Annotated in this window: 17 protein-coding genes and 2 pseudogenes; 9 read left to right on the top strand and 10 right to left on the bottom strand. The window is 61.2% G+C overall.

The features are described from left to right. Positions 1–101: pseudogene (locus GOB93_RS01380) on the top strand (IS5/IS1182 family transposase); the annotation flags it as partial. Position 102: 1 nt separating this feature from the next. On the opposite strand, the gene GOB93_RS01385 reads toward GOB93_RS01380, so the two are convergent. After that, positions 103–768 (bottom strand): TonB-dependent receptor plug domain-containing protein, encoded by a 666-nt coding sequence (locus GOB93_RS01385; RefSeq protein ID WP_338422263.1) that lies wholly within the window; start codon positions 766–768, stop codon positions 103–105. Between the two features lie 337 nt (positions 769–1,105). Here GOB93_RS01385 and GOB93_RS01390 point away from each other — a divergent pair, with 337 nt between their 5' ends. From GOB93_RS01390 to GOB93_RS01400, 3 genes are all read left to right on the top strand, one after another. Beyond that, complete coding sequence (locus GOB93_RS01390; protein ID WP_338422264.1) at positions 1,106–2,137, top strand: LacI family DNA-binding transcriptional regulator; 1,032 nt, start codon at positions 1,106–1,108, stop codon at positions 2,135–2,137. Positions 2,138–2,214: 77 nt separating this feature from the next. After that, entirely contained in the window at positions 2,215–3,072 is an 858-nt protein-coding gene (aroE, locus tag GOB93_RS01395) for a shikimate dehydrogenase (RefSeq protein WP_173581749.1), read from the top strand. Between the two features lie 216 nt (positions 3,073–3,288). Continuing rightward, the gene (locus GOB93_RS01400; protein ID WP_408742333.1) at positions 3,289–4,689 is read left to right on the top strand and encodes a sugar porter family MFS transporter; all 1,401 of its coding nucleotides are present in this window, start codon (positions 3,289–3,291) and stop codon (positions 4,687–4,689) included. Positions 4,690–4,695: 6 nt separating this feature from the next. Here GOB93_RS01400 and GOB93_RS01405 read toward each other — a convergent pair whose 3' ends face one another. Then, positions 4,696–5,565: a hypothetical protein gene (locus GOB93_RS01405; protein WP_173581751.1), complete on the bottom strand. Its 870-nt coding sequence runs from the start codon at positions 5,563–5,565 to the stop codon at positions 4,696–4,698. Between the two features lie 432 nt (positions 5,566–5,997). Between GOB93_RS01405 and GOB93_RS21360 the strand changes: the two are divergent. Next, positions 5,998–7,589, top strand: a pseudogene (locus tag GOB93_RS21360) (oleate hydratase). 113 nt (positions 7,590–7,702) lie between these two features. Beyond that, on the top strand, positions 7,703–9,226 hold the full coding sequence (locus GOB93_RS01415; protein ID WP_173581752.1) for a CYTH and CHAD domain-containing protein: 1,524 nt from the start codon (positions 7,703–7,705) through the stop codon (positions 9,224–9,226). Positions 9,227–9,332: 106 nt separating this feature from the next. On the opposite strand, the gene GOB93_RS01420 is transcribed toward GOB93_RS01415, so the two are convergent. Both GOB93_RS01420 and argE read right to left on the bottom strand, forming a co-directional pair. Further along, entirely contained in the window at positions 9,333–10,400 is a 1,068-nt protein-coding gene (locus tag GOB93_RS01420) for a M14 family metallopeptidase (RefSeq protein WP_173581753.1), read from the bottom strand. After that, positions 10,397–11,638 carry an acetylornithine deacetylase gene (argE, locus tag GOB93_RS01425; RefSeq protein WP_173581754.1) on the bottom strand — a complete coding sequence of 414 codons (1,242 nt, stop codon included), beginning with the start codon at positions 11,636–11,638 and terminating at the stop codon, positions 10,397–10,399. Before argE ends, GOB93_RS01420 begins: the two co-directional genes overlap by 4 nt. A 124-nt stretch (positions 11,639–11,762) precedes the next feature. Between argE and GOB93_RS01430 the strand changes: the two genes are divergently transcribed. Together GOB93_RS01430 and GOB93_RS01435 are read left to right on the top strand one after the other, a co-directional pair. Continuing rightward, on the top strand, positions 11,763–12,989 hold the full coding sequence (locus GOB93_RS01430) for a glycosyltransferase family 4 protein (protein ID WP_408742334.1): 1,227 nt from the start codon (positions 11,763–11,765) through the stop codon (positions 12,987–12,989). A gap of 40 nt (positions 12,990–13,029) precedes the next feature. Then, positions 13,030–14,154 carry a glycosyltransferase family 4 protein gene (locus GOB93_RS01435; protein ID WP_173581755.1) on the top strand — a complete coding sequence of 375 codons (1,125 nt, stop codon included), beginning with the start codon at positions 13,030–13,032 and terminating at the stop codon, positions 14,152–14,154. Between the two features lie 234 nt (positions 14,155–14,388). On the opposite strand, the gene GOB93_RS01440 is transcribed toward GOB93_RS01435, so the two are convergent. The 5 genes from GOB93_RS01440 to GOB93_RS01460 form a co-directional block, all read right to left on the bottom strand. Then, complete coding sequence (locus GOB93_RS01440) at positions 14,389–17,379, bottom strand: rhamnan synthesis F family protein (protein WP_173581756.1); 2,991 nt, start codon at positions 17,377–17,379, stop codon at positions 14,389–14,391. 308 nt (positions 17,380–17,687) lie between these two features. After that, the gene (locus GOB93_RS01445) at positions 17,688–17,996 is read right to left on the bottom strand and encodes a DUF3325 family protein (protein WP_173581757.1); all 309 of its coding nucleotides are present in this window, start codon (positions 17,994–17,996) and stop codon (positions 17,688–17,690) included. Position 17,997: 1 nt separating this feature from the next. Next, positions 17,998–19,431: a PepSY-associated TM helix domain-containing protein gene (locus GOB93_RS01450; protein WP_242010468.1), complete on the bottom strand. Its 1,434-nt coding sequence runs from the start codon at positions 19,429–19,431 to the stop codon at positions 17,998–18,000. A 20-nt stretch (positions 19,432–19,451) separates the two neighbouring features. Then, positions 19,452–19,724: a hypothetical protein gene (locus GOB93_RS01455; protein ID WP_173581759.1), complete on the bottom strand. Its 273-nt coding sequence runs from the start codon at positions 19,722–19,724 to the stop codon at positions 19,452–19,454. A gap of 102 nt (positions 19,725–19,826) precedes the next feature. Further along, the gene (locus GOB93_RS01460) at positions 19,827–22,043 is read right to left on the bottom strand and encodes a TonB-dependent siderophore receptor (RefSeq protein ID WP_173581992.1); all 2,217 of its coding nucleotides are present in this window, start codon (positions 22,041–22,043) and stop codon (positions 19,827–19,829) included. 302 nt (positions 22,044–22,345) lie between these two features. Between GOB93_RS01460 and GOB93_RS01465 the strand changes: the two genes are divergently transcribed. Beyond that, positions 22,346–23,098, top strand: coding sequence for an ABC transporter substrate-binding protein (locus tag GOB93_RS01465; protein WP_173581760.1), 753 nt, complete (start codon positions 22,346–22,348; stop codon positions 23,096–23,098). An 18-nt stretch (positions 23,099–23,116) separates the two neighbouring features. On the opposite strand, the gene GOB93_RS01470 is transcribed toward GOB93_RS01465, so the two are convergent. Further along, on the bottom strand, positions 23,117–25,708 hold the full coding sequence (locus GOB93_RS01470; protein ID WP_173581761.1) for an HWE histidine kinase domain-containing protein: 2,592 nt from the start codon (positions 25,706–25,708) through the stop codon (positions 23,117–23,119).

The raw sequence follows: 25,708 nt of genomic DNA on the forward strand, positions 1-25,708 counted from the left end.
TCACGAAGGATGTCGAGACAACAATCTCGTCATCCTGCGCATGGTTGATGATTGCCCATATCCGCAGAGTTCTGCGAAAAATCAATCAAACCGCTTTCTGATTCAGGCTCTGAGATGGAGATAACCGTTGCCTGAAAAACCAATGCCTCCATCGGCGTTAAGCTGATAATCCCAGCCAGGTGATCCGTAGAGATTGCTGAAGGGATGCGCGCCGGTCTGAAAGGATGTGTTCAGGCCATGAGGTGTTTTTTTCAGGATGATGTTGACGACGCCGGCGATGGCGTCCGAGCCGTACATGGCGGCTGCGCCGTCACGCAGAACCTCGATATGATCGATGGCCGAGATCGGGATGGCGTTGAGATCGACAGGAGTGGCGCCATGTTCGGGGCCGGAATAGGTGGCGACAACACCAGTGGCGTGCCGCCTTTTTCCATCGACCAGCACGAGAACTTCATTGGGGCTTAGCCCGCGCATTCTGAGGCCCGCAACGACGCCGGAACCGCCGGTGATGCTGCTGTTGATGGACGGGTCCGTTCGTGTGAGGGCGTCGCTGATGTTGAGAGCGCCGGTTCTGGCAAGCTCCGCGCTGGTGATGATGTCGATGGGACTGCTGCTGCTGCGTGCGGTGCGATGGGCGTCGCGGGTGCCGGTGACGATGAGCTGTTCTGTCTCAGTGGCCGGGAGAGCCGGGTGTCTGACGGTTTTTACCAGGCTGACACCTGTCTTCTGTGGCATCGCGGCAGAACGGGAGACAGTGCGTGTCTGCACCGGGGTTTTTCTCTCCGTTTTTGTGCCGGTCGCAGCACTCGGGCTTTCCTGTGCGGCAGCGGGGGAAACCGGAGTGACTATGTTCTGAACAGTAAAAAGAGTCGCGGTTACGTATAACCTGTGGCGAAACGTCCGCATAAATTCAACAGTATTCCTGAAGTGATGTAGTGGCGTCTGGATAGATATCCGGCTGATCAGGAGCAAACGAGATATTTTAATTGTTCGGGTAAGCGGTTTTTATCGGTACAGTCTCGTTGTGCTGGTGGTGGCTTTCTTACTGACGATTTTTCGCCGACTTGCGGATTCCTGATTTTCTCGCCTATGTCCGGATGTGATCGTGGCGCGGAGGAAAGATGTGGGAGCGCAGGACGGGCGACGGGTGACATCGGTGGATGTGGCGAAACGGGCCGGGGTTTCGCAGTCGGCGGTGTCGCGGGCATTTTCCAGAACCGCGAGTATTGCGCCGGCAACGCGGGAGAAGATTCTGCGTGCGGCGGCGGAGCTGGATTACCGGCCAAACCGCATTCCGGCGATCATGCTGTCGGGACGTTCCGGCATGGTCGGGGTTGTGGTCGGAGGGCTTTCCAATCCGTTCTATGCGTCGGCTCTGGAGCATCTGGTCTGTTCGCTGCGCGACCAGGGCCTGCAGGTGCTGCTGGTGCATGTGGATGACGCGCTGACGCTGGACAGTGCGCTGGAGCAGTTGCTGGGCTACCGGATCGACGCGGTGGTGACGGCGCTGGCGATTGGGTCGGAGGTGGTGGCGCAGGCGCTGGGAACGCTGCGTATTCCGGTGATCTGTTTCAATTCGCGACTGACGGGACCGTGGATTTCCACCGTGTCCTCGAACAACCGGGCGGCGGGGGTAACGGCGGCGCATCTGCTGCGGGAGAGGGGCGTGGCGTGTCCGGCCTGGCTGGCGGGGCCGCTGCGGAATGCGGCGTCGGTGGCGCGGGGCGAGGGATTTCGGGAGGGGCTGGGCGCGCTGGCCGCCGGTCTGGTATCTCTGCAGGGGGACGACACCTATGAGAGTGGGTATGAGGCGGTAAGCACGATGCTGGCGCGTGGCGTGCGGCCGGACGGGATGTTCTGCAGCAATGACATGATGGCGTGTGGGGCGATCGACGCGCTGCGGGACCGGGCGGGGCTGTGCTGTCCGCGCGATGTGGTGCTGCTGGGGTATGACAACATTCCGCAGGGCGCCTGGCGGGCGTATGATCTGACGACATTCGATCAGGGAGTGGAGCGGCTTGTCGGGGCAGCCTGCGCGCTTCTGGCGGAGGCGCTGGCGGACGGAGCGGAGCCGGTTTCGCAGAGTCTTGTGATCGGGGCGGAGCTGCTGGAGCGGGGCAGCACGGGTCCGGTGTGAGAGTTTTTACTTGCATGATCCGGGCAGCGGGCTTTTGATTGCATAGCTATGCAATCCAGTCCGACCGGAGCGACATCATGAGCAGTCAGAGTTTTCTCAGCATCCTGACGGGATCTTTTTCGACGCCCTGCGCGGATAATCCGACGGTGGCGATGATCGAGGCGGGATACCGGGCGGCGGGGATCGACGCGCGGTATATCAACTGTGACGTGAAGCCGGAGGCACTGGGGGATGCGGTGTCCGGAGCCGTGGCGATGGAGTGGGCGGGGTTCAACTGCTCGCTGCCGCACAAGGTGGCGGTGATCGATCATCTCGACGAGCTGGCCGAATCCGCGAAAATTATTGGCGCTGTCAACTGTGTTTCGATCCGGGACGGGAAGCTGATCGGGGATAACACGGATGGAAAGGGTTTTCTTGCCTCGCTGAAGGAGGTGACGGACCCGTCTGGAAAACGGGTTCTGCTGCTCGGGGCCGGAGGCGCGGCACGGGCGATTGCGGTGGAACTGGGGCTGGCCGGGGTGGCGCATATCACTGTGGTCAATCGTGATCCGGAGAAGGCGGAAACGATTGCGGCTCTGGTGCGGGACAGGACTGCCTGCGATGCTGCGGCGCAGGGCTGGGAAGGCGATGTCCGGGTGCCGGACGACACTGATATTGTGATCAATGCGACGTCGGTCGGGCTGGGGGGCGCGGAGGCGATGCCACCGCTGGCGCAGGAGACGTTGCGGAAAGAGCTTGTTGTTGCCGATGTCATTCCGAATCCACCGAAAACGAAGCTGCTGCGGCTGGCGAAAGAGCGGGGCTGCACGACGCTGGATGGTTTGGGGATGCTGGTCAATCAGGGCGTGATCGGTGTGGAGCTGTGGCTGGGCCAAACTCTGGATGCCGATGTGATGCAGAAAACGCTTCAGGAGATTTTCGGCGCGTCTGAGTGATGGTGTCGTCCTGAGCCTCAGGGCTCTGCCCTGAAACCCGCAAAGGGACGCGGTCCCTTTAATCCCGTTTTATTAAATCAGATCGAGGTGCAGGCGGCTGTGCCTCCTGCCGGGGAACGGGTCAGAGCCCCGTAAAAGCTGGTTATTTAAAAAGAGAACAGAGTGATGGCGACCGTTTTGCATGGTGAGGCCGGACCGGGACTTCGTGACAGGGCGATGTCCTGTGTTTCCGAATTTGAGATCCTGGGGGACCGGCGAAAGACGGCGGCGCGATATGTGCGGATGGCGGCGGCTGTTGCGGCGGCGGGCGGGCTTCTGTTCGGCTATGATACGGGGATTATCGCCGCAGCGCTGATTTTCGTGACACAGAGTTTTTCGCTGACGACGGTGGGGCAGGAGTGGGTCGCGGCGGCGCTGAATATCGGTGCGATTTTCGGAGCGGTGCTGAGCGGACCGCTTTCGGATCGTTTCGGACGCCGGCCGGCGGTCATGATGGCGGCGATGGTGTTTATTCTGGCGTCGTTCGGTTGCGGACTGGCGCCCGGGATCGGTATGATGATTGTCGCCCGGCTGGGGCTGGGTGTGGCGATCGGCGCGACGACGCAGATCGTGCCGGTTTACATGGCCGAGCTGGCGCCTCCCGAGCGACGGGGCGGCCTGGTTTCTCTGTTCCAGCTTGCATTTTCTCTTGGCTTGCTCGCAGCGTTTTTTGTCGGCTATGCGCTTTCGGGGCCGCCGGACTGCTGGCGTCCGATGTTCATGCTGGGTGCTGTGCCCGCGCTGTGCCTCGGCGTCGGGATGGTGTTTCTGCCGGAAAGCCCGCGCTGGCTGCTGCATAACGGGCAGGAGAAGCGGGCGGTGACCATTCTGTACCGGCTGCGGGGGCATTGCGATTGTGTCCGGCGGGAACTCGATGATGTGCTGACGGTCGATAAAGCGGAAGCGGGTGGCGGCTGGCGGGAGCTGATGCAGGGATGGGTACGTCCGGCGCTGGTGGTGGCGCTCGGGATTGCGGCGCTGTCACAGCTTTCAGGGCCGAATGTGATTGTTTATTACGCGCCCATCATTCTTTCGCAGGCGGGGCTGGGTCATTCGGCGGCGCTGCTGACATCGGTTTCGGTCGGGGTGACGTCCACAGTGACGACGGCGATGGGGATTGCGTTGATCGACCGGGTGGGGCGGCGGCGGATGATGCTGGTGATGCTGCCGTTCGCGGCGCTGTCGCTGTTCGTGCTCGGAGCGATTTTTATCAGCCCTGCGCCGATTACGGGATTTCGCATGGCGCTGATGGTCGCTTCTCTGCTGGGCTACATTTTTTTCAATTTCGGCTCGCTGTCGGTCGCGGTCTGGCTGGTCGGGGCGGAGGTGTTTCCGCTGGCGGTGCGGAGCCGGGCGATGGGGCTGGCGAGTGCGACGGTCTGGCTGGCGGATACGATCGTCTCGCTGGTGACGCTTTCTCTTGTGAATGCGCTGGGAGCGACGGGGACGTTCTGGCTGTTTGGCGCGATCAATGTGCTGTCGTTTCTGTTCGTGTGGCGATACGTGCCGGAGACAGCGGGGCGCAGTCTGGAAGAGATTGAAACGTCGTTGCAGGAGGGAACGTTCCGGCCGGGATGATGAGGTTCATGACAAGGCTGAGGCGCTGTCCTGAGATACCGGGCTGCCTGCTGTTCTGGTGCTCCGTCTGAGTCCATGCATTATGGCTGCCCGTCCTCTGGTCACGGCGTTGCGCATAGGGCTTTTTTCGTGCGGATTGCCATAATGCAGTAATGCCGTTGCCCGGATGCGGTGTCTGTCGCATGGCTCGTTCGCGTGGATCGAGCGGTAACCCCAGAAAAAATAGATATTACCAGGGACCATTCTGATACGGGTGACAGGCAGTATGCCGGAAGTCACCATTTTTTTCAGAGCTCCCTGAACTATTTTCCTGTCCAGAAATACCTTGTCGATCAGGTTCGCACCGTAGGTTTTTCTGATCCTGCGTATGTTGGGGAGCATGACCAGATCACCTGTTCTCCCTTCTGATGGTATCAGCACGGGCAGAAGAATGGTCAGAATGTAAGAATCATAATGGAAATAAAAGGAATGTTTTTCACCGCTTCCACCCGAAAGACAGCGTAACAGCTGGTAGAGCGGCGAAGATGGTGGCTGTTTTCCGGTTCCTTTCCGGTAAAGTGCCTCGCAGGCCGCTCTGAATTCAGGGGAAGCAGGAAGTTTTTCAAGAAATGTACCGGTCAGCGGAGCGGAACCGACGACAGCAACATATTCGCCGGATGACGCCGCGACTTCTTTTTCAACGAACCGGGCCAGCGACGCCAGCCTGTCGGGGCTGACGCAGTGTGTGACGACACCAAAGCCGTATCTGTCCATATCCTCCGCGATCCGCGTCAGATTTTCGTCTGACAGGACAGGAAACACCGGAAGAGAATCCGTTTCGTCGCCGAACACAGGGTCGAGATCGTAAATATCTGATATATTATTGTTTTCAGACATGTTTTCGTGTCTCCACACCGTCCGGATGCCGGAGATGCGAGGGTATTCCGTGATGGAAGAGGGCTGTTCGCCGGACACATTATTCTTCATTGCTGATAAAACATATTAATTTTACGTTAGTAATTCCATGACCTCGCCTGTCTAGCCTGAATGCCTTTCCTGGTCGCATTCTTGGACAGAACGGAAGTCACTGCCTGTTCTGCAAAGGAACGGGCAGAGATGACGGGTTTCCTGAATTCAGCATGTCAAGGACCGTGTGTCTGATTTGTAATGCCGTTGTGACCTGATTTTCGTTGCAGGGCGGTTATCTGCTGTATCGCGTTACGGACGTCAGGGTGAGGACGGGTTTGCCAGACACTGTTATGTTGTCAGGTATTTGTTGTGTGGACGCGTTTCGTGTCTGACGTGTTGAGTGACGCCGGAGAGAAACGGATGACACGGACCAGAAACAGAACTCCTGAAAATGCGCATGTTTATCTGATCGGCAGCGGGATCGCGTCGCTTGCGAGCGCTGTGCTGCTGATCCGGGATGCGGGCGTGCCGGGCAGGAATATTCATATTCTGGAAAAGGACAGGATCGCGGGCGGGGCGCTGGATGGCTCCGGGGATGCGGAACATGGTTTTGTCGCGCGTGGCGGCCAGATGCATGAACGGCATTATGCCTGTTACTGGGATCTGCTTTCGGGGATTCCCTCTCTGGAGAACCCGGAGGTTTCGGTCACGGATGAGACGTTCGAGTTTAATGAGCGGCTGATTTCGCATGGTCAGGCACGGCTTCTGAAGGACGGGAGGCGGCTGGATGTGTCGTCCTACGGACTGTCGCTGGCGCAGCAGGCGCGACTTCTGAAACTTCTTTATGAATCGGAAGCGTCTCTTGGGGACCGGAAGATCGAGGACTGGTTCGACGGGGCGTTTTTCGGGACGAATTTCTGGTTCATCTGGTCGACGATGTTTGCGTTTCAGCGCTGGAGCAGTCTGGCGGAGATGCGGCGCTTATGCGGCGCTTCATTCATATGGTGGAGGGGCTGCCGCATCTGGGTGGCGTGCTGAGGACGAAATACGAGCAGTATCACTCCGTGGTCGTGCCTTTGCAGCGCTGGCTGGAGAATAAAGGCGTTGAGGTCCGGTTTGGCGCAGAGGTGACCGATATCGGGTTTGAGACCACGAATGGCGAAAAGCGCGCGACGATTCTGCAGCTTGCCGATGGCGGGAGTATTCCGCTGGGCGCGAACGATTATGTGTTTACCACGCTGGGCTCGATCACGGAGAGTTCGGATAACGGGGCATGGGATCGCGCGCCGGTTCTGAAAGGTCTGGCGGAGTCCGGGTCCTGGAAGCTGTGGAAGACGCTGGCGGCGAAGGACGCGACATTCGGGAATCCGTCGCCGTTCTGCGATCACATTGAGGGATCGAAGTGGTATTCGTTTACGGCGACGCTGAAAGATCCGGTTTTCCATGATTATATGGAGGAGTTTTCGGGCAATCTGTCCGGAACAGGCGGTCTGGTGACGCTGACAGATTCGAACTGGCTGATGTCGTTCGTCATTGCGCGGCAGCCGCATTTTCCGAATCAGCCGCGTGATGTGAAGATTTTCTGGGGATATGCGCTGTATCCGGACCGGAAGGGAAATTTCGTCAGTAAGACTATGGCGGAATGCACGGGGAAGGAAATTCTCGACGAGCTGTGGGGGCATCTGAAGATTCAGGATCTGATGAAGCCGTATGTCGATGAGGGGAAAGTGAACTGCATTCCTGTTGCGATGCCGTATGTCGATGCGCTGTTCATGCCGAGGAGGATCGGGGATCGGCCGGATGTAGTGCCGGCGGGTGCGGCGAATTTCGCTTTCCTCGGGCAGTTCGTGGAGGCGCCGCATGACTGTGTGTTTACGGTCGAGTATTCGGTGCGGACGGCGCAGATGGCGGTGTACGGACTGTTCGAGACCGGAAAGGAGCCGATCCCGGTTTATGATTCGATCCATAATCCGAAATATCTGATCGAGGCTGCGCGGGCGATCAGCCGGTAAGGTCTCGCTTTTCACCGTTTTCCGGCGTGGCGCCTTTTCGGGAGACGGCGCGTTGGAAATGCCGGGTCTGCGACAGAAAAAGGCGGTCCAGGCCGGGTCGTATGGAGGTGTCGATGTCTGAAGGTAAACCTCCGGCTCCGGTCGAGATCGAGCTGAAGCTGCTCTTTCCGCCGGATGCGCGCGTGCTGATCGAACGACATCCGGTGCTGAAGGCTGCTGTGTTACCGCCGCAGGCAAAGCATCTGGTGACGACCTATTACGACACGCCGGATCTGGCGCTGAGCAGGACCGGGTTATCCCTGCGGGTGCGGCGGACAGGGAAGGACCGGGTTCAGACACTGAAGTCTCAGGGGGCGGAGGACGGGCTGGCGTCCGGGCGCGGAGAATGGGAGTGGCCGGTAAAGGCGGACACGCCTGATCTGCGGCTACTGGCGGAGATCCCGGCTTCGGTCATGCGGTCCTTTCCGGCTGGCGACGTGAAGCCGGTCTGGGTGTCGGATATTCACTGGACGGCGTGGCTGCTGCGTTATGAAAGCGCGACGGTGGAGCTGGTGATTGACGAGGGCGTGGTCCGGGCGGACGGGGGCGAGGTTCCTGTCCGGGAGATGGAGCTTGAGCTGAAGGAAGGGCCGGTCGGGGCGCTGTATGGTCTGGCGCTGGAGATGCAGTACACGCTTCCGTTACGGCTGGGCGTGGAGACGAAGGCGGCGCGGGGATACCGGCTGCTGACCGGTGCTTTGCCGGAGGCGGTGCATGTGCAGAAACCGGCAGCCGGAAAAAAGACGACAGCCCAGGATGGATTCCGGTCTGTGGTCGGGGCCTGTCTGAGCGCGCTGGCCGGCAATCTGCCTGCGGCGGAGACGGGGGAGCCGGAGGGTATTCATCAGATGCGGGTGGCGAACCGGCGGCTGCGCGCGGTGCTGCGGTTGTTTGCGGATCATCTGGAGGCGTCCGTCGCCGGTGTTTTTGAGGATGAGCTGCGTCGGATCGGGCGGGAGTTGGGTGAGGCGCGGGACCGGGATGTGTTTTGTCTGGAGACGCTGCCGGCGACTTTTCCCGATGGGCAGTCAGAGGAATGGCGGCGTCTTCTGATGGATGCGGCGATGGAAAAGAGGACCGGTGCCCATGAGCAGTTGCGCGAGGAGCTTGAGGGGCCGGCTCTCACGGCGCTGGTGCTGTCGCTGGCTGCCTGGGCGGAGGGGCAGCCGTTTTCCGGTGCGGGCGCGTCGGTGACGGAGCCGCTCTCCGATGTGGCGCCGGTATTGCTTGATAAGATGGCGCGCAGGGTGCGGCGGCGGGGACGCCATATTGACCGGCTGTCGATGGAGGAGCTGCACTCCCTGCGGAAGGCTCTGAAGAGGCTTCGTTACAGTGCTGACTGCTGCACGGGGCTTTATCCGCATCGGACGGTGAAATCCTGGCTGAAGCACTGCAGGCATCTGCAGGCGCTGTTGGGTGAGATCAATGACGCGGTGGTGTCTCAGAACCTGGTGGTTGCGATGAGTGAGGAGCGGATCGAGCTTGCACCTGCTGCCGGCGCGCTCAGCCTGTGGAGTGAGAAACGGCGGCGAAAGGCGATCGGGAAGCTGTCAGGCGCCTGGGATGAGTTTCAGGACGCCACGCCGTTCTGGCGGTGACGGGACAACCTGACGAGGCAGGATTCTCAGAACTTCACAGCATTTTCAGACTGATTGAGAGTTCCTGCTCTAACCGTCGCCGGTCATTCTTCAGACGAAAACGAGTCTATCCTGAGACGGAGGACGCCAGACGGGCGAGGCGGACGGCGGTGTGACCACGGGCGGTCCGGAAATTGGGAATGACAAGCAGACAGTTATCGTAGGGAGTCCGGATTTCGTCGGGGCCATCCTGGGCGATGAGGGTGCCGCATTGCGGGATGATCTGGCCGCTGTGGATGCCGGGAACGAAAGTGAAGCGGGCGGTGTGAGCGACGACGCGGTCGGTGACATGAGCCTGCGCAGGGACCGGAAGCGGGGTCGCCGCGGCATTTGTGAGACCGGTGAGAGTGAGGAAGCGGGCAGTGGTTTCACGAGTCATGGATAGAGTGGCCTGGGTCCAGTGCTGGCCGGCTTCGAGCAGACAGGCCTGCGCCGAGCCGTCTGGTCGCGTAAAATGCGGTGAGTCGATCAGTCGGGGACCTGTGGCGTGGCCGTTATCGGTAACGACGAGCGGCGGGGTGGAGATTTCGGTGGCGAGAATAAGACCGCCCGGACCAGGGCCAGCGAGAAGCATGGGTGGAGCAGGCCAGAGCATGGAGTGCAGGTCGAGGAGAATGTCGACGGTTTCGATATAAGGCAGAAGGGTGGCAACGCGCGTACGTTCAGAAGACGGTTCGCTGGCGGACAGACGTTTCCGGCACCAGAGACGATTCATATCTTCATCGACGAAGCGTGAGGCGGTGGGAGTGTTGCGGGTGAAGCGACTGAAAGCGTCGAGATTGAGGAAGATGAGGGAAAGGGTACCTCGTTTCGGGGTGAAGGCGGTGCGAAGAAGTTCGTCAAGCACAATGGCACCGGCATATTCATTGCCGTGCATGAGGGCGGTGACGGCGATATGAGGGCCAGGGATGGTACCGGTCAGGCGGCAGACCCCGGGGAGACCGGTATTCCCGTTATACCAGGGGGTAAGGTCCGGCGGGCTGATTTCAACAGAGAAGCCAGGAAGCTGCGGAGGTGTCGGCGGAAGTTTGTCGGACAGGCGGGGTGCGGGAGTACGGACAGGCCCTGGCAGCGGCGCTGATGCCTGCGGTATACGGCCAGGTTCTTCGGACGGGGCGAAGACGCCTGACTTCATTTTGTATCTTCGGGTGTCGCGACATCGGCGGGAAGGCACACGCGGCGAACCATGTCCCGGAGGAAGGCGTCGCATCGGGTGAGCTGATCGCGCTCGATCCACTCGTCGGGGCGGTGGGCCTGTTCGATGCTGCCGGGACCGCAGACAATGCTGTTCATGCCGGCCTGCTGGTAAATCCCGGCTTCTGTTCCATAGGAGACAAAGCCTTCGCCGTTGCTTCCTGCGGCCTGACGGACGGTTGTGGCGAGCAGGTCGTTCGCGGAAAGGGCGAGGGGAGGCAGTTCGTTAAGGACCTCAAAGGTAAGACCGCAATCGGGGTCGGCCTGTTTCATCCACCGGCCGGTGGTTTCGTTCAGAGCGCTTTCCATGCGCGAGAGCAGAGCATGGGCGTCATCGCCGGGGACGGTGCGCCATTCGATTTCGGCTTCCGCATATTCAGGGATGATATTCAGGGCCGTACCGCCGCGGGCGGTACCGATCTGGATCGTGGTATGCGGCGGCTCGAAACCATCTACCTGACGGCCTTCAAGGGCGAAGCGGCGGGCTTCGGCGGCGACCCAGGCCATGGCTTCACCGAGGGCGTGCAGGGCGTTGACACCTTCGTCGGGGCGGGAGGAATGGCCGGGTTTACCCTGGACGGTGAGGCGGACCGCGAGGCGGCCTTTATGCGCGATGACAGGAACCATGAGCGTAGGCTCGCCGACGACGCACCATTCGGGAAGGAGGTTCTGCTCCGTGGCGTCTTTCATCGCGACGCGGGCACCGTCGCAGCTGATTTCCTCATCAAAGGTGAAAATCATGTGCAGTGGCTTCGCAAGCGGCATCCGGGCGATGTCGGGGACGGCCGCGAGCATACAGGCGACAAAGCCTTTCATGTCGGCGGCCCCGCGGGCGACAAGATGGGAGCCGTCGTCGCGGAGGACGAAGGGATCGGACGTCCAGTCCTGGCCCTCGACCGGAACGGTGTCGACGTGTCCGGCAAAAGCCAGGCCACCTTTGGTGCGGGGTCCGATGATGGCGTGCAGATTGGCTTTGGTACCGTCCTGATTGTGGCTGAGAGTCCAGGGAATACCATGAGCGTCCATCCACTGGCCTGTCCATGTAATCAGCGGCAGATCGGTGAGGTTGCTGGTTGTGTTGAAGGACACGAGATGCGCGAGCAGCGCGACGCTGTCCGTGGTGCCGGGGGCGGGCGTTTCCGAAGAAGGAGAGCGGAGCTGATCCGTGGCGGTATCCATAGGAATCGAGTATTCACGTCCGGGCGGCTGGCTGCAATCCCGTCTGCGGGTACTTTCACAAGATGCGGAGAGAGCCTATCGTCCGGGAAACGGAATTCGTAACGGGATGGAGACAGATGAGGTTGTGAGCAGGCCGTTTCATCCGTTACACAGCCTCTGGCGACTTCTTCCGGCAGAACGACGACGGCAGGGTTTTGCCGCCCTGACGGCCCGTCTGGCACCGAAAGCGACATTGCCCGGTCCGTTTTCTGACGGTCATGTGATTGTCGGAGGCGAGATTGGCCGGGAATCGGGGCTGGGCGAGGCGGCCCGGATCATGTTGCGGGCTTATGGAGCATACGGTATTCCGGCGACACCGCTTCGTGCCGGATTGCTTGAGGGAACGGATCGTCCGGGATCAGGCTTTGATTCGGGTGAGGAACGGGCGGCTCTCGTACTGTTCGTCAATTCCCCGTTTCTGCCTGCGGTTCTGCTTCGTCTTGGAAGACGGTTTCTTCGCAACCGGCGTATCATTGGCTACTGGCACTGGGAACTGCCGACGGTACCACCTCTGTGGCGGGCCGGGGCGGCCTGTGTTCATGAGGTGTGGACGTCGTCACGGTTCAGTGCTCAGTCCCTGGAGGGACTGGCTCCCGGCCGGGTAAGGGTTGTGCCGCATGCGCTGGCGGCGAATCCGATACGACCGGCGATGATGGATCGGGCGGCGTTCGGACTTCCGGACGATGCAGTTGTGGTGCTGGTGTCGTTCAGTCTGGCTTCGAGTTTCGAGCGGAAAAATCCGCTGGCAGCGATCAGGGCGTTCCGGGCTGCTTTCGGTGACCGGCCGGATCGTCTGCTGCTGCTGAAAGTGGTGCATGGCGGAAAGTATCCGGAGGATATGGAACGGTTGCGCATGGCGGCTGGAGGGGCGGCTAATATTCGTCTGGAGGAGCGGCTTTTTCCGGTGGAGGAATCCTACGCTCTGATCCGGTGCGCGGACATCGTGCTTTCGCTGCATCGCAGTGAAGGCTTCGGGCTGGTACCGGCCGAGGCGATGCTGCTGGAGCGGACAGTGATTGCGACGGACTGGTCGGCGACGGCGGAGTTCCTGACTCCGGACTGTAGTCTTCCGGTTCCGTTCCGGCTGATACCGGCGCGGGATCCCCGTGGAGTGTTTGAGGCGGCAGGCGCAGTCTGGGCGGATGCGGATCTGCATGCGGCGGTCACCGCGCTTCGCCGGGCGGCAGAGGATGTCACGTTACGGCAACGGCTGGGCGCGCGGGCGGCGGAGGTGGCGCGGGAGCGATTCTCGGGAGCCGAACTGATGGCGGCGACACGGGCGTTTTCCATGGCGCCGGGCTCTGTGCCGTGAGGAGGATTGTCAGAGCGACCGATATGGCTGAGGAGCCAGAATGAGCCGGATTCTTGTCTGGCAATGGGGCCGGCGGGGCGCCGGTCCACGTTTTGCATTGAAGCTTGCTGAGGCGATTCAGTCTCTGCCGGGACAGAGTGTGGTGCTGTCCCTGTCAGGACGGGCGGAGATTCTGGCGGAAGGCGTGCCGGTACCTGTTCGGGTCAGTCCTGAAGAGACATATGGTGGTTTCGCCGGGCTGGCCGTACGGATTCTGGGTGGCCCGGTTTTGGTCCGTAAGCTGATCAGAAAACTTTCTTTGTGGAAACCAGATTTTGCGATCTGTGCGATGACAAGTCCGCTGGATTTTCTGATGGAGATCGCATTGCGGCGCGCAGGTGTGCCATGTGTCGTGGTGGTGCATGATGCGGTGGCGCATCCAGGAGACGGGTTTCCGTTTCAGCTGACACTACAGCGGTATCTGCTGCGCCGGGTGGATGTCGTGGTGGCGCTGAGCGCGCACGTGGCGAAGCAACTGCGCGGGCAGGCGGCACTGCGCGGACGGGATATCGTGATGTCATCGCTTCCCCCGTTTGACTACTCTGCGACATATGACGGGGATGTTCCCTGGGAGGGAGAGCGCAGGCCGGGACCCGTAAGACTGCTGATGTTCGGGCGGCTGCTGACCTATAAGGGGCTGGATATTCTGCTTGAGGCATTGTCGATGTTGCCGCCAGGTGCTGAATATGAATGTCGTATTGTCGGGAGGGGACCGGACTCGGCGACGCTGCGGTCGCTGGCGGCGCTGCCGGACGTTCATGTTGAGAACCGCTGGGTGCCGGAGGGCGAGGTCGGAGCGCTGATCGCCTGGGCGGATGTGATGCTGCTGCCTTATCGCGAGGCGAGCCAGAGCGGTGTCGGAGCAATTGCGCAGGCTGCCGGACGATGGATTCTGTCGACGAATGTTGGTGGTCTGGCCGAACAGTTTCGGGACATGCCACAGACCTGTCTGTGCGAACCGACGGCGCAGGCGTTCTCGGCAATGCTGGCGCAACTGATCGCGGATCAGCCTTTGCCGCTGGTGGTGCCCCGGGACCGGGGACAGCAGGCATGGCCAGCCGTGGCGGGGCGCCTGGTCGCCGATATCGGGGTGGCGCTGGGTCGGTCGGCCTGTCACAGGATCTGAAAGAGACAGGCTGATCTGATCGCATTGCTGTAAGACGACGTTGTCTGCCATTGAAAAGAAGGCTGACTGCGAGCAATACAGACCGAACACGCATATGAATGGTCCCCGGATATATTGCTGACGATCTGAAAGTGCTTTGTGATGTTACGGTTTTGCAGCAATGTTAATAAGATTCAGCAGATCTGATAATCGGTCGTCTGCATAAGCAAAATCACGACAACGGCAGATGTGCAGTCAGATGAAACGGACATGGCCGCGACCACAGAATTCATCTTCTACAGCAAGGGTTTTCAGGATTTCGGGCGCGACGTCGATACGATTCCCGGCGAAGGCGTCGAGCAGGGCTGTGCTGGCGGCGGCTGACGTCCGGAGGGATTGCAGAACGTCTGTCCCGTAGGTGCGAATGATGTCGTGGCAATATCCGGTGATGCCCGCGAAGACTGCTTCCAGCGGGATGAAGTCCTGCTTCGTGCGGGGATCCGGCGCGAAGACCGGAGCGGGGGGAATGGAGGTCATGTCGTAGCCAATGGTCTGACCGTGAGGGGCGGAAAGGATGGCCTCGATGAAAAGACCGTGCTGACGACGGAAGGTTTCGGCGGCAGGACCACTGGCAAGAAGACCGAAAGCCGTGCCGCCGGTGGCCTCGACGGCGGCGCAGGCAGGCTCGGTGGCCATGTAGAAACCGGCGAGAGGCAGACCGAGCGTGGTTTGCAGATGGCGCTGGATGGTGGCGCTGTAACCGACATCGACAAGACCAGAAAGGGCAGAAGCATCTGCTGTGAGGCCGCAGGAACGGGTATAGGCGATGAGACTGTCGCGGGAGATGCGGGCCTGAGCGAGGATGCCATCGCGCAGGAGAAGAGTAAGGTTGCGGACGGTGTCGCGGTCTTCAGGGAGAGCAACATCGAGGTCATGGAGAGGGCTGTCCGGAGCAACCGTAACACCGAGACGCGCGGAGAGAAGACGGGCCATGGTACCACGGAAACCATCGCCGCTGACAGCGAGGATATCGGGATCGAAATGGCTGGCCTGAGCGGCGCTGATGGCAACGCGGCGGGAGCAGTGAAAGTGCATCGCATCCGGAATCGGAAGCGAATACGTCTCACGGAGATCTTTGTAGAGACGCGAGAGAAAATAACCCTCGCGTGACACGAACAGGAATTTTTCGATTCTCCGGGTCGCGGGATGGGTGATGAGCTGTGCCATGAAGGCGAGGAGCAGCGGACCGAAGAGAATGCGGCCGGTCTGCTCCGGAGTGACAAGAGAGCGGGGCGTGGTGAGACGGCGCTCCGGGGTGCTGGCGAAGGGTGAGGCGAACAGATCACTGACGAGCGGACCAAGGAGGATGTCGCCGGCGAGACGGCGTTTTTCCAGGACCTGGCCGGGTGGAAGCCGGGCTGGTGTGACGACGGCGGCGATGTCGGATCCGACCGGATTGAGACGGAGCATGTTGAGGCCGGACATGACGTGGAAGTTGCGGATGCCGGCATCGGCGGTCCGCTGGATGTCAGCGTGTTCGTTATCACCGACATGCAGAAAGGAGGTGGTGTCTTCGGCTGCACGGATGAGGTCCCACATATCGCCGCGGTCCTTGCGGGCGAGGTATTCGGAAGAGAGCCATATCCGGTCGATGAGGGGAGTGATGCCGGTGCGGTCGAGGACCGGGGCGAGATCTTCACGGCTGAGATAGGTGTCGCTGATAATGAGGGTGCGACGTCCCTGTTCACGGGCGTAACGCAGTGCGGCGATCATCTCCGGACGGGGACGGAGGACCGCCTGGTCAGTTTCGACTTCGAGAATCCGTGCAAGGGCGAGGACGTCAGCAGGCCAGCCGGTCAGGGTGGCGAGCGCGGCATAGATGTCATCGAGTCCGACATCGTCGGTCCACGCGCGGGCTTCGCGGGCATTGTGTTCGGCCTGTTTGCGCAGGGTGACGAAGCCGGCGGGATCGGGTGTGAGACCGGAAAAGCGGCAGGCAAGGCGGCTGGCGACATCGTAATGGATGGTATCGGGGGTCAGGGCGATACGGGTCAGGAGGGTATCGAACAGATCGAAAGATACGGTGCGGACGTCACGGATGGCGGCATACAGATCGTCCGGTGAGCGGCGCTCGTACTGATCCAGATTCATTCGGGTGTGGCCAATGCGGATCAGGCCGGCTTCCGGATCGTATTCGTCGGCGCGACAGCCCTGGGCTTGGATAACAGGAGTCAGAATCCGGATTACCGCGTCTTCGGGCATGTTGTGGTGGATCGTGTCGACAGGGAAGTCGGCTACACTCCAGGGGATATCGAGCAGGGGGGCGATAGCGTGGGTACTGGCCCAGAACAGACCTTCGGGCGGATGGCTGAAATAGCCGGCCGGAGCGTGGAGGTTCATGCGGGCGAGCAGGGGATGAGCCAGGTGCTGGCTGGCGAGCCAGGTCCAGCGCCACCAGGGAGTATCGTGGTTCGGAGCAGGCTGGAGCAGGCCGAGTTCGGGATGTTCCGCGAAACGGGCGATGAGGGCGGCGATGGCATCCGCGCGGGAAGGGAGCACGCGATCCAGGAGATCAGGGCTGGTCTCCGTGTGCAGATGCAACATCAGGGGATGGCTGCGCAGCGGCGTCGCGAAAGTGGTGAGGATGGTGCCGAAATGGCTGCCGCACGGGTTTGCCACACGGATGAGGGCCGGGGTGGCGTTGAGTCCGGTCCGGGTGAGACAGTTTTCGATGTGCCGGCGCTTGTCGAGGCTGTCTGTGGCGATGAGCAGAGTGAAGTTGCCGGGGAAATGCGTGAGCCGGTCGAGGATGCGGTCGAGTGTATTCAGGCGGGTGGCATGAATGGCGACAACGGTTTTCGGGGCATCGGCCGGGAGAGGGCGGAGTTCGGTCGGAGCGACGGGACCAGTGTCGTCGTGGAGACTGGTATCGCAGATACCATCGATTTGCTGACCTTCGGCAAGGCCGTGCCGAAGGTAATGGACGAGACCATTGAGAACACCGGGTTCCAGGTTCCAGTAGCGGTCGAAATAGCGACGCATGTCGAAGAGCGGACCTGGGGAGAGGCAGCGTTCTGTATCTCTGGTCAGGAAATGCGCGATGAGGTCAGGGGTGTTGCGCTCGGCTTCCGGCAGGCGGTCACGATACCATTCCGGATCGAACAGGCCGGAGGAGAGAATGATGTCGCGGTCGGGTGAAGCTGTTGAGGAAGCGGACATATGGGGAGTGCGGCGTCTGAAGAGCATAGGGCTTCCCTGGCAGCCTGATCTGTTCGGAAAGGGATAGCACAGCAGAGCAGAGAGTGTCCCGTGAATGACCGGGTTCGTACCGGGAGAGAGAGGATTGCGATGCTCATCGGTGATCCGGGCGTTTGCATGCTCTGATAAGTAATATGGAGGGGCGGGTCGGATTTCGGGTGCACGGACCGGACTCCGCAACGGATGCAGCTTTTTTGATTTCAGTTAATTTTAAGAACAGAGTGACGGACTGTGCTTCTTTCCGGTGCAGGTCAGGGCGGCCGGAAACAGAAGAGCTGTCAGAACCCTGACGGGATTCAGGACAAACTCCCGAACTTTCGCTGTTTGTAAGAAAGCGGCTCACGCCAGCGTCGAAGCACCGTGCAGATGACAGCAGCGAACAGGGCTTCGACGCTGAACAGACCAGTCCATTCGATCAGCGCGAAGGCAGTGCTGTCGCTATTCCGGATCTGAAGCGTCAGCTGAAGGGCGAGGAGAAGGAACGCAATGCCACGCAGGATCAGGCGATGTTGCGAAGAGAGAGGGCGTAAGGTGAGAGTTGCAGCGTCGCGGTGCGTGGTAAGGGCCAGGAGGAGGACGGCAAGGAGACCAATGAGGAAGATCATGTCATATAATGCGATTTTTCAGGGATGACCGCCGGGCAGCGAAGGTGAAGGAAGCTGCGAGCAGAATAGCAATGATGGCGCCGGCAGCATCGACAGCGCGATGCCACGGTGCGCTGAAAAGCGCAACAGCGGCACATGCAGCTGCAGCGAGCGTAAGTATTTCCGGCCAGGCTTTGCGGACGGGACGAAGAGCCGCAAAGACGAGCAGCGCGCCCCAGATGAGAAAGACACAGCGGATTTCCAGACCGGCACGATCAGCAAGACCGGCTGGCAGAATACGGCTGACGAGGAAATAGCTGGCGAAAGCCGCAGGTGTTCCCGCTATAAAACCAACGTTCAGCCGCGCGACCAGAATCGTGCTGAAATGAGACACCTTGCGGGCACGGCTGACGGTCCAGAGTCGCAGCCCGGTGCCGATAAGTGCTGTCAGAATCAGCCCTGAGACGAAATACAGCCAGCGCGTGACACCCGGCGCAAAGCGGGCGACATGCAGGCCATAAAGGACATTATACGTCATGATGGCCGGGCGACGTTCGATATGCTCCGCGAGAATGGCACCGGTAGGGCCGTCGAAGCTGATGGTATGGCTGGTGATGCCGATACTGTCCTCGTTGCCTGCGGTCATGGTAATGACCGCGGCCCGATCGCCGGGATTGACGACGGCGATCTGCGCAATGCCGGTTTTTCCGAAATGCTGTTGTGCCGTGTGCAGAATAGCATCGAATGGTGCCAGCGGAGCTGCGGTGCCACTTCGGGGGCGCTCAATGGCAGCGGGATTCAGATCGTGCTGCATGCCAGCGGTATCGCCTTTGTAAAGCGCCGTTGCACTCCAGGGAAAGAACAGAGACGCAAGTGTGACAGCACCCGTAAAGGCAATCATCAGATGAAAGGGCAGGGCGATGACGCCGAGGAGATTATGAGCGTCGAGCCAGCTTCTCTGGCCTTTGCCGGGGCGGAAGGTGAAGAAATCGGCGAAGAAACGGCGGTGGGCGATGATGCCGGTGATGAGGGTGAGGAGCAGAGCCATTGCGGCGATGCCGGCGAGCAGGCGCCCCCAGGGATAGGGCAGCTGGAGCTCGAAATGAAAGCGATAGAAGAACTCGCCGCCGCGCGTATCGCGCAGGCCGTCCGGGCTACCGGTGACCGGATCGAGCGGACGCTGGGTGTAGCCGTTTTTGTCCGACCAGAAGGCGAGGGTGAAGGGCGCGCGGGGCGTGGCCGTATCGAGATACCAGCTCGGGGAGTCGGAGGCGTGGGCGCTCAGCCAGGCGATGGCGGCTTCGGTGGCCTGGTCGGAATCGACGGTCTGCCGGGTGAGCTCTGGCTGCATCCAGAGCGTGATCTCCGGCCGGAAGACGCTGAGGGTTCCGGAGAGCACGATGGCGAAAAGGAGCCATCCGGTGATGATGCCGGACCAGTCGTGCAGCCAGGTCATGGCGGGTCGGAAATGACGTTTCATACCGGCCAGAAGGAGAGAACAGCCAGCAGGGCGCCGGCCAGAGCGAAACCGGCGCAGAGACGGGGCAGACTGTGGATGGCGAAGGCGGTCATCATCAGCGGAGGCCAGGCGAGCAGACCGGCCAGCATTCCGGCGGCGCTGGCTTCAATACGGGGAAGCGGGAGCCAGCGGGCGATGGCGACGGAGAGGAGAGCGGCGAGAAGATAGCCGCCGGCGATACCGGTGAGAGTGCGGATGGCGATGTCGGAGCGGTATCGGGTGGTGGCCATGGGAAGGTCCTCGCACTCCGGGGTGTTTTCGTAAACAGGCACGTTTGCAGGGGAGAGTGATGCGGACAGAAGAACCGGGCGGGATCCGGTTCTTCCCTGCCGCTACCAGCTGAATCCAAGGCTGGCCTGAGCCGTCCGGCGCTCGCCGTACCAGCACCACTCGTCATAGGGCGCGTAGCCGTAGCAGCTTGTGATGTGGCGGGTATCGAAGAGGTTGCGGGCGCTGGCGTTCAGCTTCCAGCCGATGAGGGAGCGGCTGAGATTGGCGAGGTCATAGCTCATCGAGGCGTCGAAGAGCGTGTAGGCGGGAACATGGACATCACCATAGGACGCGGTGCCGCCATAGGAGCCGGCGACGTGGCGGACGCCGCCGCCGATGCCGAAGCCTTTCATCGGGCCGGACTGCAGGGTGTAGAAGGCGAACAGCGTGGCGTTGCCCTTGCCGCCGCCGATGAGTGGTTTTCCGGTTGAGGTGTCGCGGATTTTCTGGGTGCTGACGGAGGCGGCGACGGTCAGGCCTTTATAGACGTTGACATGCGCTTCGAACTCGAAGCCATCCGAGTGAACCTTGCCGCTTTCGGTGCTGTAGTTTGTGTTGGGGACGGAGACGAGGACGTTGGTCTGCTCGATGTGGAAACCATCGGCCGAGAGCAGAACAGGCAGGTTGGGGATCTGATATTTGAAGCCGCCTTCGAGCTGTTTACCGATTGTCGGGTCAGCCTGACGGGTGCTGGCTCCGCCATTGTTCGAGACGACGCCCGCCTGGGGCTGAAAGGATGTCGAATAGCTGATGTAGGGCGCGAGGCCGAATTTGAAATGATACAGACCCGAGGCGCGCCAGGTGATCTGGGACGGATTTTCTTTCGATTCAGAGCCGGCGAAGGTTTCACGCTGGGTGCTGTGGTACCAGTCATTCCGCAGGCTGCCGGTCAGGATGAGGCGGTCCACGGTGATTTCGTCCTGGCCATAGACGCCGAACTGCTGCTGCTGCGTGATGTAATTGAAGCCGGCGGTCGGTCTTGCGAACTGCTCATGATAGTTCGGCGCGAAGATATTCGCGGCCGGGGCGGTTCCGTATCCGCCGAGTTCCGTGGCGTGGCTTTGCTGATAATCGAAACCGGCCATGAAGGAATGGTGCAGGATGGAGGTGTTGAAACGGCCTTTGAACTGGCTGTCGAAGGCCAGGTTGTGCATGACCTCGTTGGCGAAGATCGAGCCGCGGCTGAAATTGCCGAGCGCTTCCTGGCTCATGTCGCGTTCGTAGGTGGCGGGGTCGAGATACACGCCGTCCGTATAGACGCTTTCGTATTTTGTGCGGATGTTGTCGTAGCGGCCGCGCGAGGTGAAGGACCAGTCATTGTTGAACTGGTGCGAGAAAATATAAGTGACGGCGCCGTGTTTGCGGTTGAACTTCTCGTAGCCGAGATCGCCGTCATAGTAATCGCGCGGGATTCTGCCGAAGGTGGCGCGTCTTAAGGAGCCTTCGAGCGGCACGGAGCCGTAGGAGGCGTTTTCCGGGTCATACTGATAGTTGCCGAGAACGGTCAGAGTGGTGTTCGTGCCGCCGCCGAACAGGAGGGACGGGCTGATGCCGAAGCGTTTGCTGTCGGTTCTGGTGAGCTGGCTGTGGGAGCCGTTGGCGGTACCGTAGAGCCGGTAGCGCACGAAGCCGTCTTTCGTGACATATCCGCCGGTGTCGCCATCGACGCGGTAGAGGTCGTAGCTGCCGCCGGTCGCGGTGACACTGCCGTAGGCCTCGCCTTCTCCGGGGAGTTTGGAGGACATGGCGACCAGGCCACCGGGACTGGACTGGCCGTAGAGCGCGGAGGCCGGGCCCTTAAGCACCTCGATCCGTTCAAGCCGGGAGGTATCGACCTGTGCAGTGGCGTAGCCGCTCGGGCTGTCCTGCTGTTTCAGCCCGTCGAGGAAGATGGGGACGGTGAAGCCGCGCAGGGAGAACTGATCGTAACGTGTGGCGGTCGAGCCGCGCAGGTCAGGCTCGATACCGGCGGTGTAGCGCAGGGCCTGGTTGAGGCTCAGCACACCGCGGATGTCGAGCTCGTGCCGGTCGATCACGGTGACGGACTGCGCGGTTTCCACGAGCGGCGTGTCCGACTTGGTGGCCGAAGAGGCGACTGTGGACGGTTTCCGGTTGCCATGGATGCGGATGACTTCGCTCTGGGCGGCGGGCGCGGATTTGCCGGTAGCGGCTGTTTTATTCGCGGGTGACGTCTTCCCGGATTTCTGGGTTTTTGAGGCGTTCGTCTGGATGGTGGCGGGGTCTGCAGAGCTTTTTTCTGCTGCCTGCGCCGTGCTCAGGCTTAGAAAAAATCCGGCCGTGGCAGAGACCACGGCGACAAAAGTGTGCACGGCTTTCACGTTACGTCTCCCTGAAGGAGGGATGGCGTGCCACAAAATGCGAATGTGTCGCAACAGCAAATTGAAGAAATATTATGTCACAGGGAACCCGGAGCAGGAGACCGTTTCGGGATGATGCTCCGGAGTGCGAATTTTCTTGTGATTTCTGAGCCTTTTTGGATAACTGGATTCAAGAATAACAATCTTCGGTACCGGCGCAGGACTGCATTGCATGGCGGACGCCGGTGAACGGGAGCGGCGGGATGACCGGAATTTCCGAAACGGTTCTGAAAGAACTTGCGCCGACGGGCGTGGTGCGTACGGCGATCAATCTGGGCAATCCGGTGCTGGCGCAGAAGGCGCCTGATACGGGCGCGTTGCAGGGGGTGTCCGTGGCGCTGGCGCGGGAGGTCGGACGCCGGCTGGGCGTTGATGTGACGTTTCAGGCTTTCGATTCTGCCGGAAAGGTTTTTGCCGCAGTGCCGGAAAACGGGCTGGATCTGATGTTTCTGGCGATCGATCCGGTGCGGGCGACGGAGATTCTGTTTACGGCGCCATATGTCGTGATCGAAGGGACGTATCTGGTTCGTGATGAATCCCCGCTGCGGGACGTGGCGGCATTCGACCGGGAAGGCGTGCGGATCGCGGTGGGCAAGGGGGCGGCTTATGATCTGTATCTGAGCCGGGCTCTGAAGCATGCGACACTGGTGCGGGCGGCGACATCGGCCGCGGCGATCGGTCTGTTCGCCGATGAGGGGCTGGAGGCGGCGGCAGGTGTCCGTCAGCCGTTGCAGGCCTGGGCGGCGACGCATCCCGGTTTCCGTGTGATCGACGGACGGTTTACGGCGATTGAGCAGGCGGTGGGCGTGCCGAAAGGCCGTGAGGCGGCGCGGGCCTGGCTGCAGGATTTTGTGGAAGAGGTGAAGGCGGACGGGTTTGTGGCCCGGGCGCTGGCGGAAAGTGGACAGACGGCGGCGACCGTGGCGCCGGCATCGTCGGGATGGCCGGAAGTTTAGGAGAGCGTTGCCGCCGCGTCAGCCGCAGCCGGCCGCCAGGGAGGCGAGCGCGTTCACGGCTTCTCCGGTGGCGTATGGTTTCGCCAGTATCGGAGCGGTAGGGAAGGTCTCTGTCACGGAGGCTCCTTTTCCGTATCCCGTTGCGAACAGGAACGGAACGGCGCGCTCTGTCAGCACTGTGGCGACGGGCACGGAGGTCGTGCCGCCGACATTCACATCGAGGATCGCGAGATCGACCGTTCGGGTTTCCAGGATATCCAAGGCTTCCTGGATGGTCGGGGCGACGAGGACGACGGCCTGTTTTTCCGACTGAAGCGTTTCCTCCAGATCTGTCGCGACGAGAAATTCGTCTTCCAGGACGAGGATCGTTTTGCCTCTGAGGATATTCGCCGGGAGATGGCCGGCGGGACACTGGTTCTTCTGGCGCTGATCCTTCTGACGCGGAGGGTTTCTGTCCGCGGCGCCAGGCGCGGCGATGATGGCGGCGGCAGGCAGGCAGATCTCCACTGCCACGCCCTCCGGGTGAAAATGGCGGGTGGCGGTGCCTCTGAGATCGTGGCTGATGGCGCGGTCGATCAGAAGGCTGCCGAAGCCGGAGCGCTTTGGCGTGCGGACGGGCGGTCCGTTTCGTTCCTGCCAGTGGATGGTGCATGTGCCGGAGACCGGATCATGTTCCCATCTGACGGCGAGCTGTCCGGCGGGGATGGAAAGAGCGCCGTATTTGACGGCATTTGTTGTCAGTTCGTGAAACAGCAGCGCGAGGAGCGTAAGTGCCCGTCCGGTCAGGCTGATCTCCGGGCCGGACAGGGTAATCTGGCCTTCGCCGGTACTGTAGGGCGCCAGATCCGTGGCCAGAAGATCATGCAGGGATGTGCCTTTTCCCGTGCCTTTCCCGGCGCTGATGGCGAGGTCGTGCGCGCTGGCAAGGGCGCGGATGCGGCCCTGGATGGTGCGGCGGTAGTCGGCGGCGCTGTCCTGCTCGGCGGGCAGTCTGGAGACAAGGGACTGGACCACGGCGAGGACATTCTTGACGCGGTGATTCAGCTCGTCATTCAGCATACGCTGTGTGGCTTCAGCCTGTGTGCGCTCCTGGAGTTTCTGATGGCTGGATCTGGCGACGACCTCCATCAGGGCCGACCGGAACAGGCCTGCGAGTTCGAGGTCGTCATCGGACCAGTAGGCTGAGTGATGCCGGACCTCCTCGGTCCAGATCTCGAAGCTGCGCCGAGGCGTCAGACGGATGCCGTGCGGGCCGGTGGTGTAGGTTTTGGTGGGATCACCACCCCAGACGACGGTCTGGATGATCTCCCGGCGGAAGAGGATCAGGCAGTCATCCTGTTCGGGCCATACCGGAATGACCATCGCGCCGGAAATGTCAGAGGGGGGTAGTTCCGGGCAGTCCCGCATCAGGCAGTCGCTGTGCCAGATATGGTTCTGGCCGGCGGTCTCCGTGAGGGCGAGCAGCGTCCTGACATCCTCTTCCGGCAGGGACAGGCCTGTTGATGACCAGTGCCGGTCCGTCCAGATGCCGCCGCCGTCGCAGGGGATCAGTTCGAGCAGTTCAGGCAGATGAGACCGCGCACAGATGGTCAGGCCGTCGGTTCCGGAGGCGTCGCGCAGGATCCGGGACAGGAACCGGTGCGCTGCCTGTGTCAGGGTGAGGCGGCGCGAGCGGTTGAGGCCGATAATCTGCAGCGCGATGACCTCTCCGATCATTTTGGCGGTGATCCGTTCCGCCATAAACAGACGACGCGGGCTGTAATGATGGCAGGCGATGAGGCCCCAGAGTTTACCGTCGACGATCAGCGAGACGGACATGGAGGCGCGCACGCCCATATTGGTCAGATATTCGCAGTGAATGGGCGAGACGGCGCGCAGATGCATGAACGACATGTCCAGCGGCGCGGCGCCTGCCTCCTCGATCAGAGGAACGGGCTGATAGGTGACGTCGCTGATCACGCGGATCAGCGAGCGTCTGTACAGTTCTCTGGCCTGGGCCGGAATATCGCTGGCGGGGAAGTGCTGTCCAAAGAAGCTTTCCAGATCGTCCCGACGGTTTTCGACGATGACCTGGCCGGACCAGTCGGGGGCGAAGCGATAGACCATGACGCGGTCATAGCCGAAGGTCTGACGGATCGACGCGGCGGCGTCGCGCAGCAGGCTCAGAATGTCGGTCGGGTCGCGGAGGCGCTCCAGTGTGGCGCGCTGCATCCCGGCCAGGCCGGCGTGCAGCCGTGCCGGGGTCGCGGTCTCGAATTCCACGATGATGGTGTCGTCCGACCGGTGGACCGCAATGTCCTGCTTCTGGTTTCCGCCGCAGTCCACGTCGAAACTGATAGCCGGATGGGTGGTGTTATCACGGTCGGCAAGGGCGAGGATCGTCGCGGCGGCTTCCTGGCCGATACAGTCTTCGGGCGTCATTCCCATCTGCAGTGCGGGCCGGTCCATGAAGCTGGCGGCGTTTTCCGAGAATCTGGCGAGCCGGCCGCCGGTGAAAGCCATCACGCATCCCGCGGGCTGGATGCTGGCCGGGATATGGATGGGCTCGCGGTCACAGCTCGTCAGGTCAGCCTGTCCGAAAATGACCTGGTCGGTATCTGTTGCCGTCAT

Origin of the sequence: Acetobacter musti, assembly GCF_011516835.1 — a bacterium.
GTDB lineage: Bacteria > Pseudomonadota > Alphaproteobacteria > Acetobacterales > Acetobacteraceae > Acetobacter > Acetobacter musti.

Coding starts and splice junctions, on each gene's coding strand:
- aroE (WP_173581749.1), top strand. CDS start 2,215: ATGAGCAGTCAGAGTTTTCTCAGCATCCTGACGGGATCTTTTTCGACG.
- GOB93_RS01400 (WP_408742333.1), top strand. CDS start 3,289: ATGTCCTGTGTTTCCGAATTTGAGATCCTGGGGGACCGGCGAAAGACG.
- GOB93_RS01405 (WP_173581751.1), bottom strand. CDS start 5,565: ATGTCTGAAAACAATAATATATCAGATATTTACGATCTCGACCCTGTG.
- GOB93_RS01415 (WP_173581752.1), top strand. CDS start 7,703: ATGTCTGAAGGTAAACCTCCGGCTCCGGTCGAGATCGAGCTGAAGCTG.
- GOB93_RS01420 (WP_173581753.1), bottom strand. CDS start 10,400: ATGAAGTCAGGCGTCTTCGCCCCGTCCGAAGAACCTGGCCGTATACCG.
- argE (WP_173581754.1), bottom strand. CDS start 11,638: ATGGATACCGCCACGGATCAGCTCCGCTCTCCTTCTTCGGAAACGCCC.
- GOB93_RS01435 (WP_173581755.1), top strand. CDS start 13,030: ATGAGCCGGATTCTTGTCTGGCAATGGGGCCGGCGGGGCGCCGGTCCA.
- GOB93_RS01440 (WP_173581756.1), bottom strand. CDS start 17,379: ATGCTCTTCAGACGCCGCACTCCCCATATGTCCGCTTCCTCAACAGCT.
- GOB93_RS01445 (WP_173581757.1), bottom strand. CDS start 17,996: ATGATCTTCCTCATTGGTCTCCTTGCCGTCCTCCTCCTGGCCCTTACC.
- GOB93_RS01450 (WP_242010468.1), bottom strand. CDS start 19,431: ATGACCTGGCTGCACGACTGGTCCGGCATCATCACCGGATGGCTCCTT.
- GOB93_RS01455 (WP_173581759.1), bottom strand. CDS start 19,724: ATGGCCACCACCCGATACCGCTCCGACATCGCCATCCGCACTCTCACC.
- GOB93_RS01465 (WP_173581760.1), top strand. CDS start 22,346: ATGACCGGAATTTCCGAAACGGTTCTGAAAGAACTTGCGCCGACGGGC.
- GOB93_RS01470 (WP_173581761.1), bottom strand. CDS start 25,708: ATGACGGCAACAGATACCGACCAGGTCATTTTCGGACAGGCTGACCTG.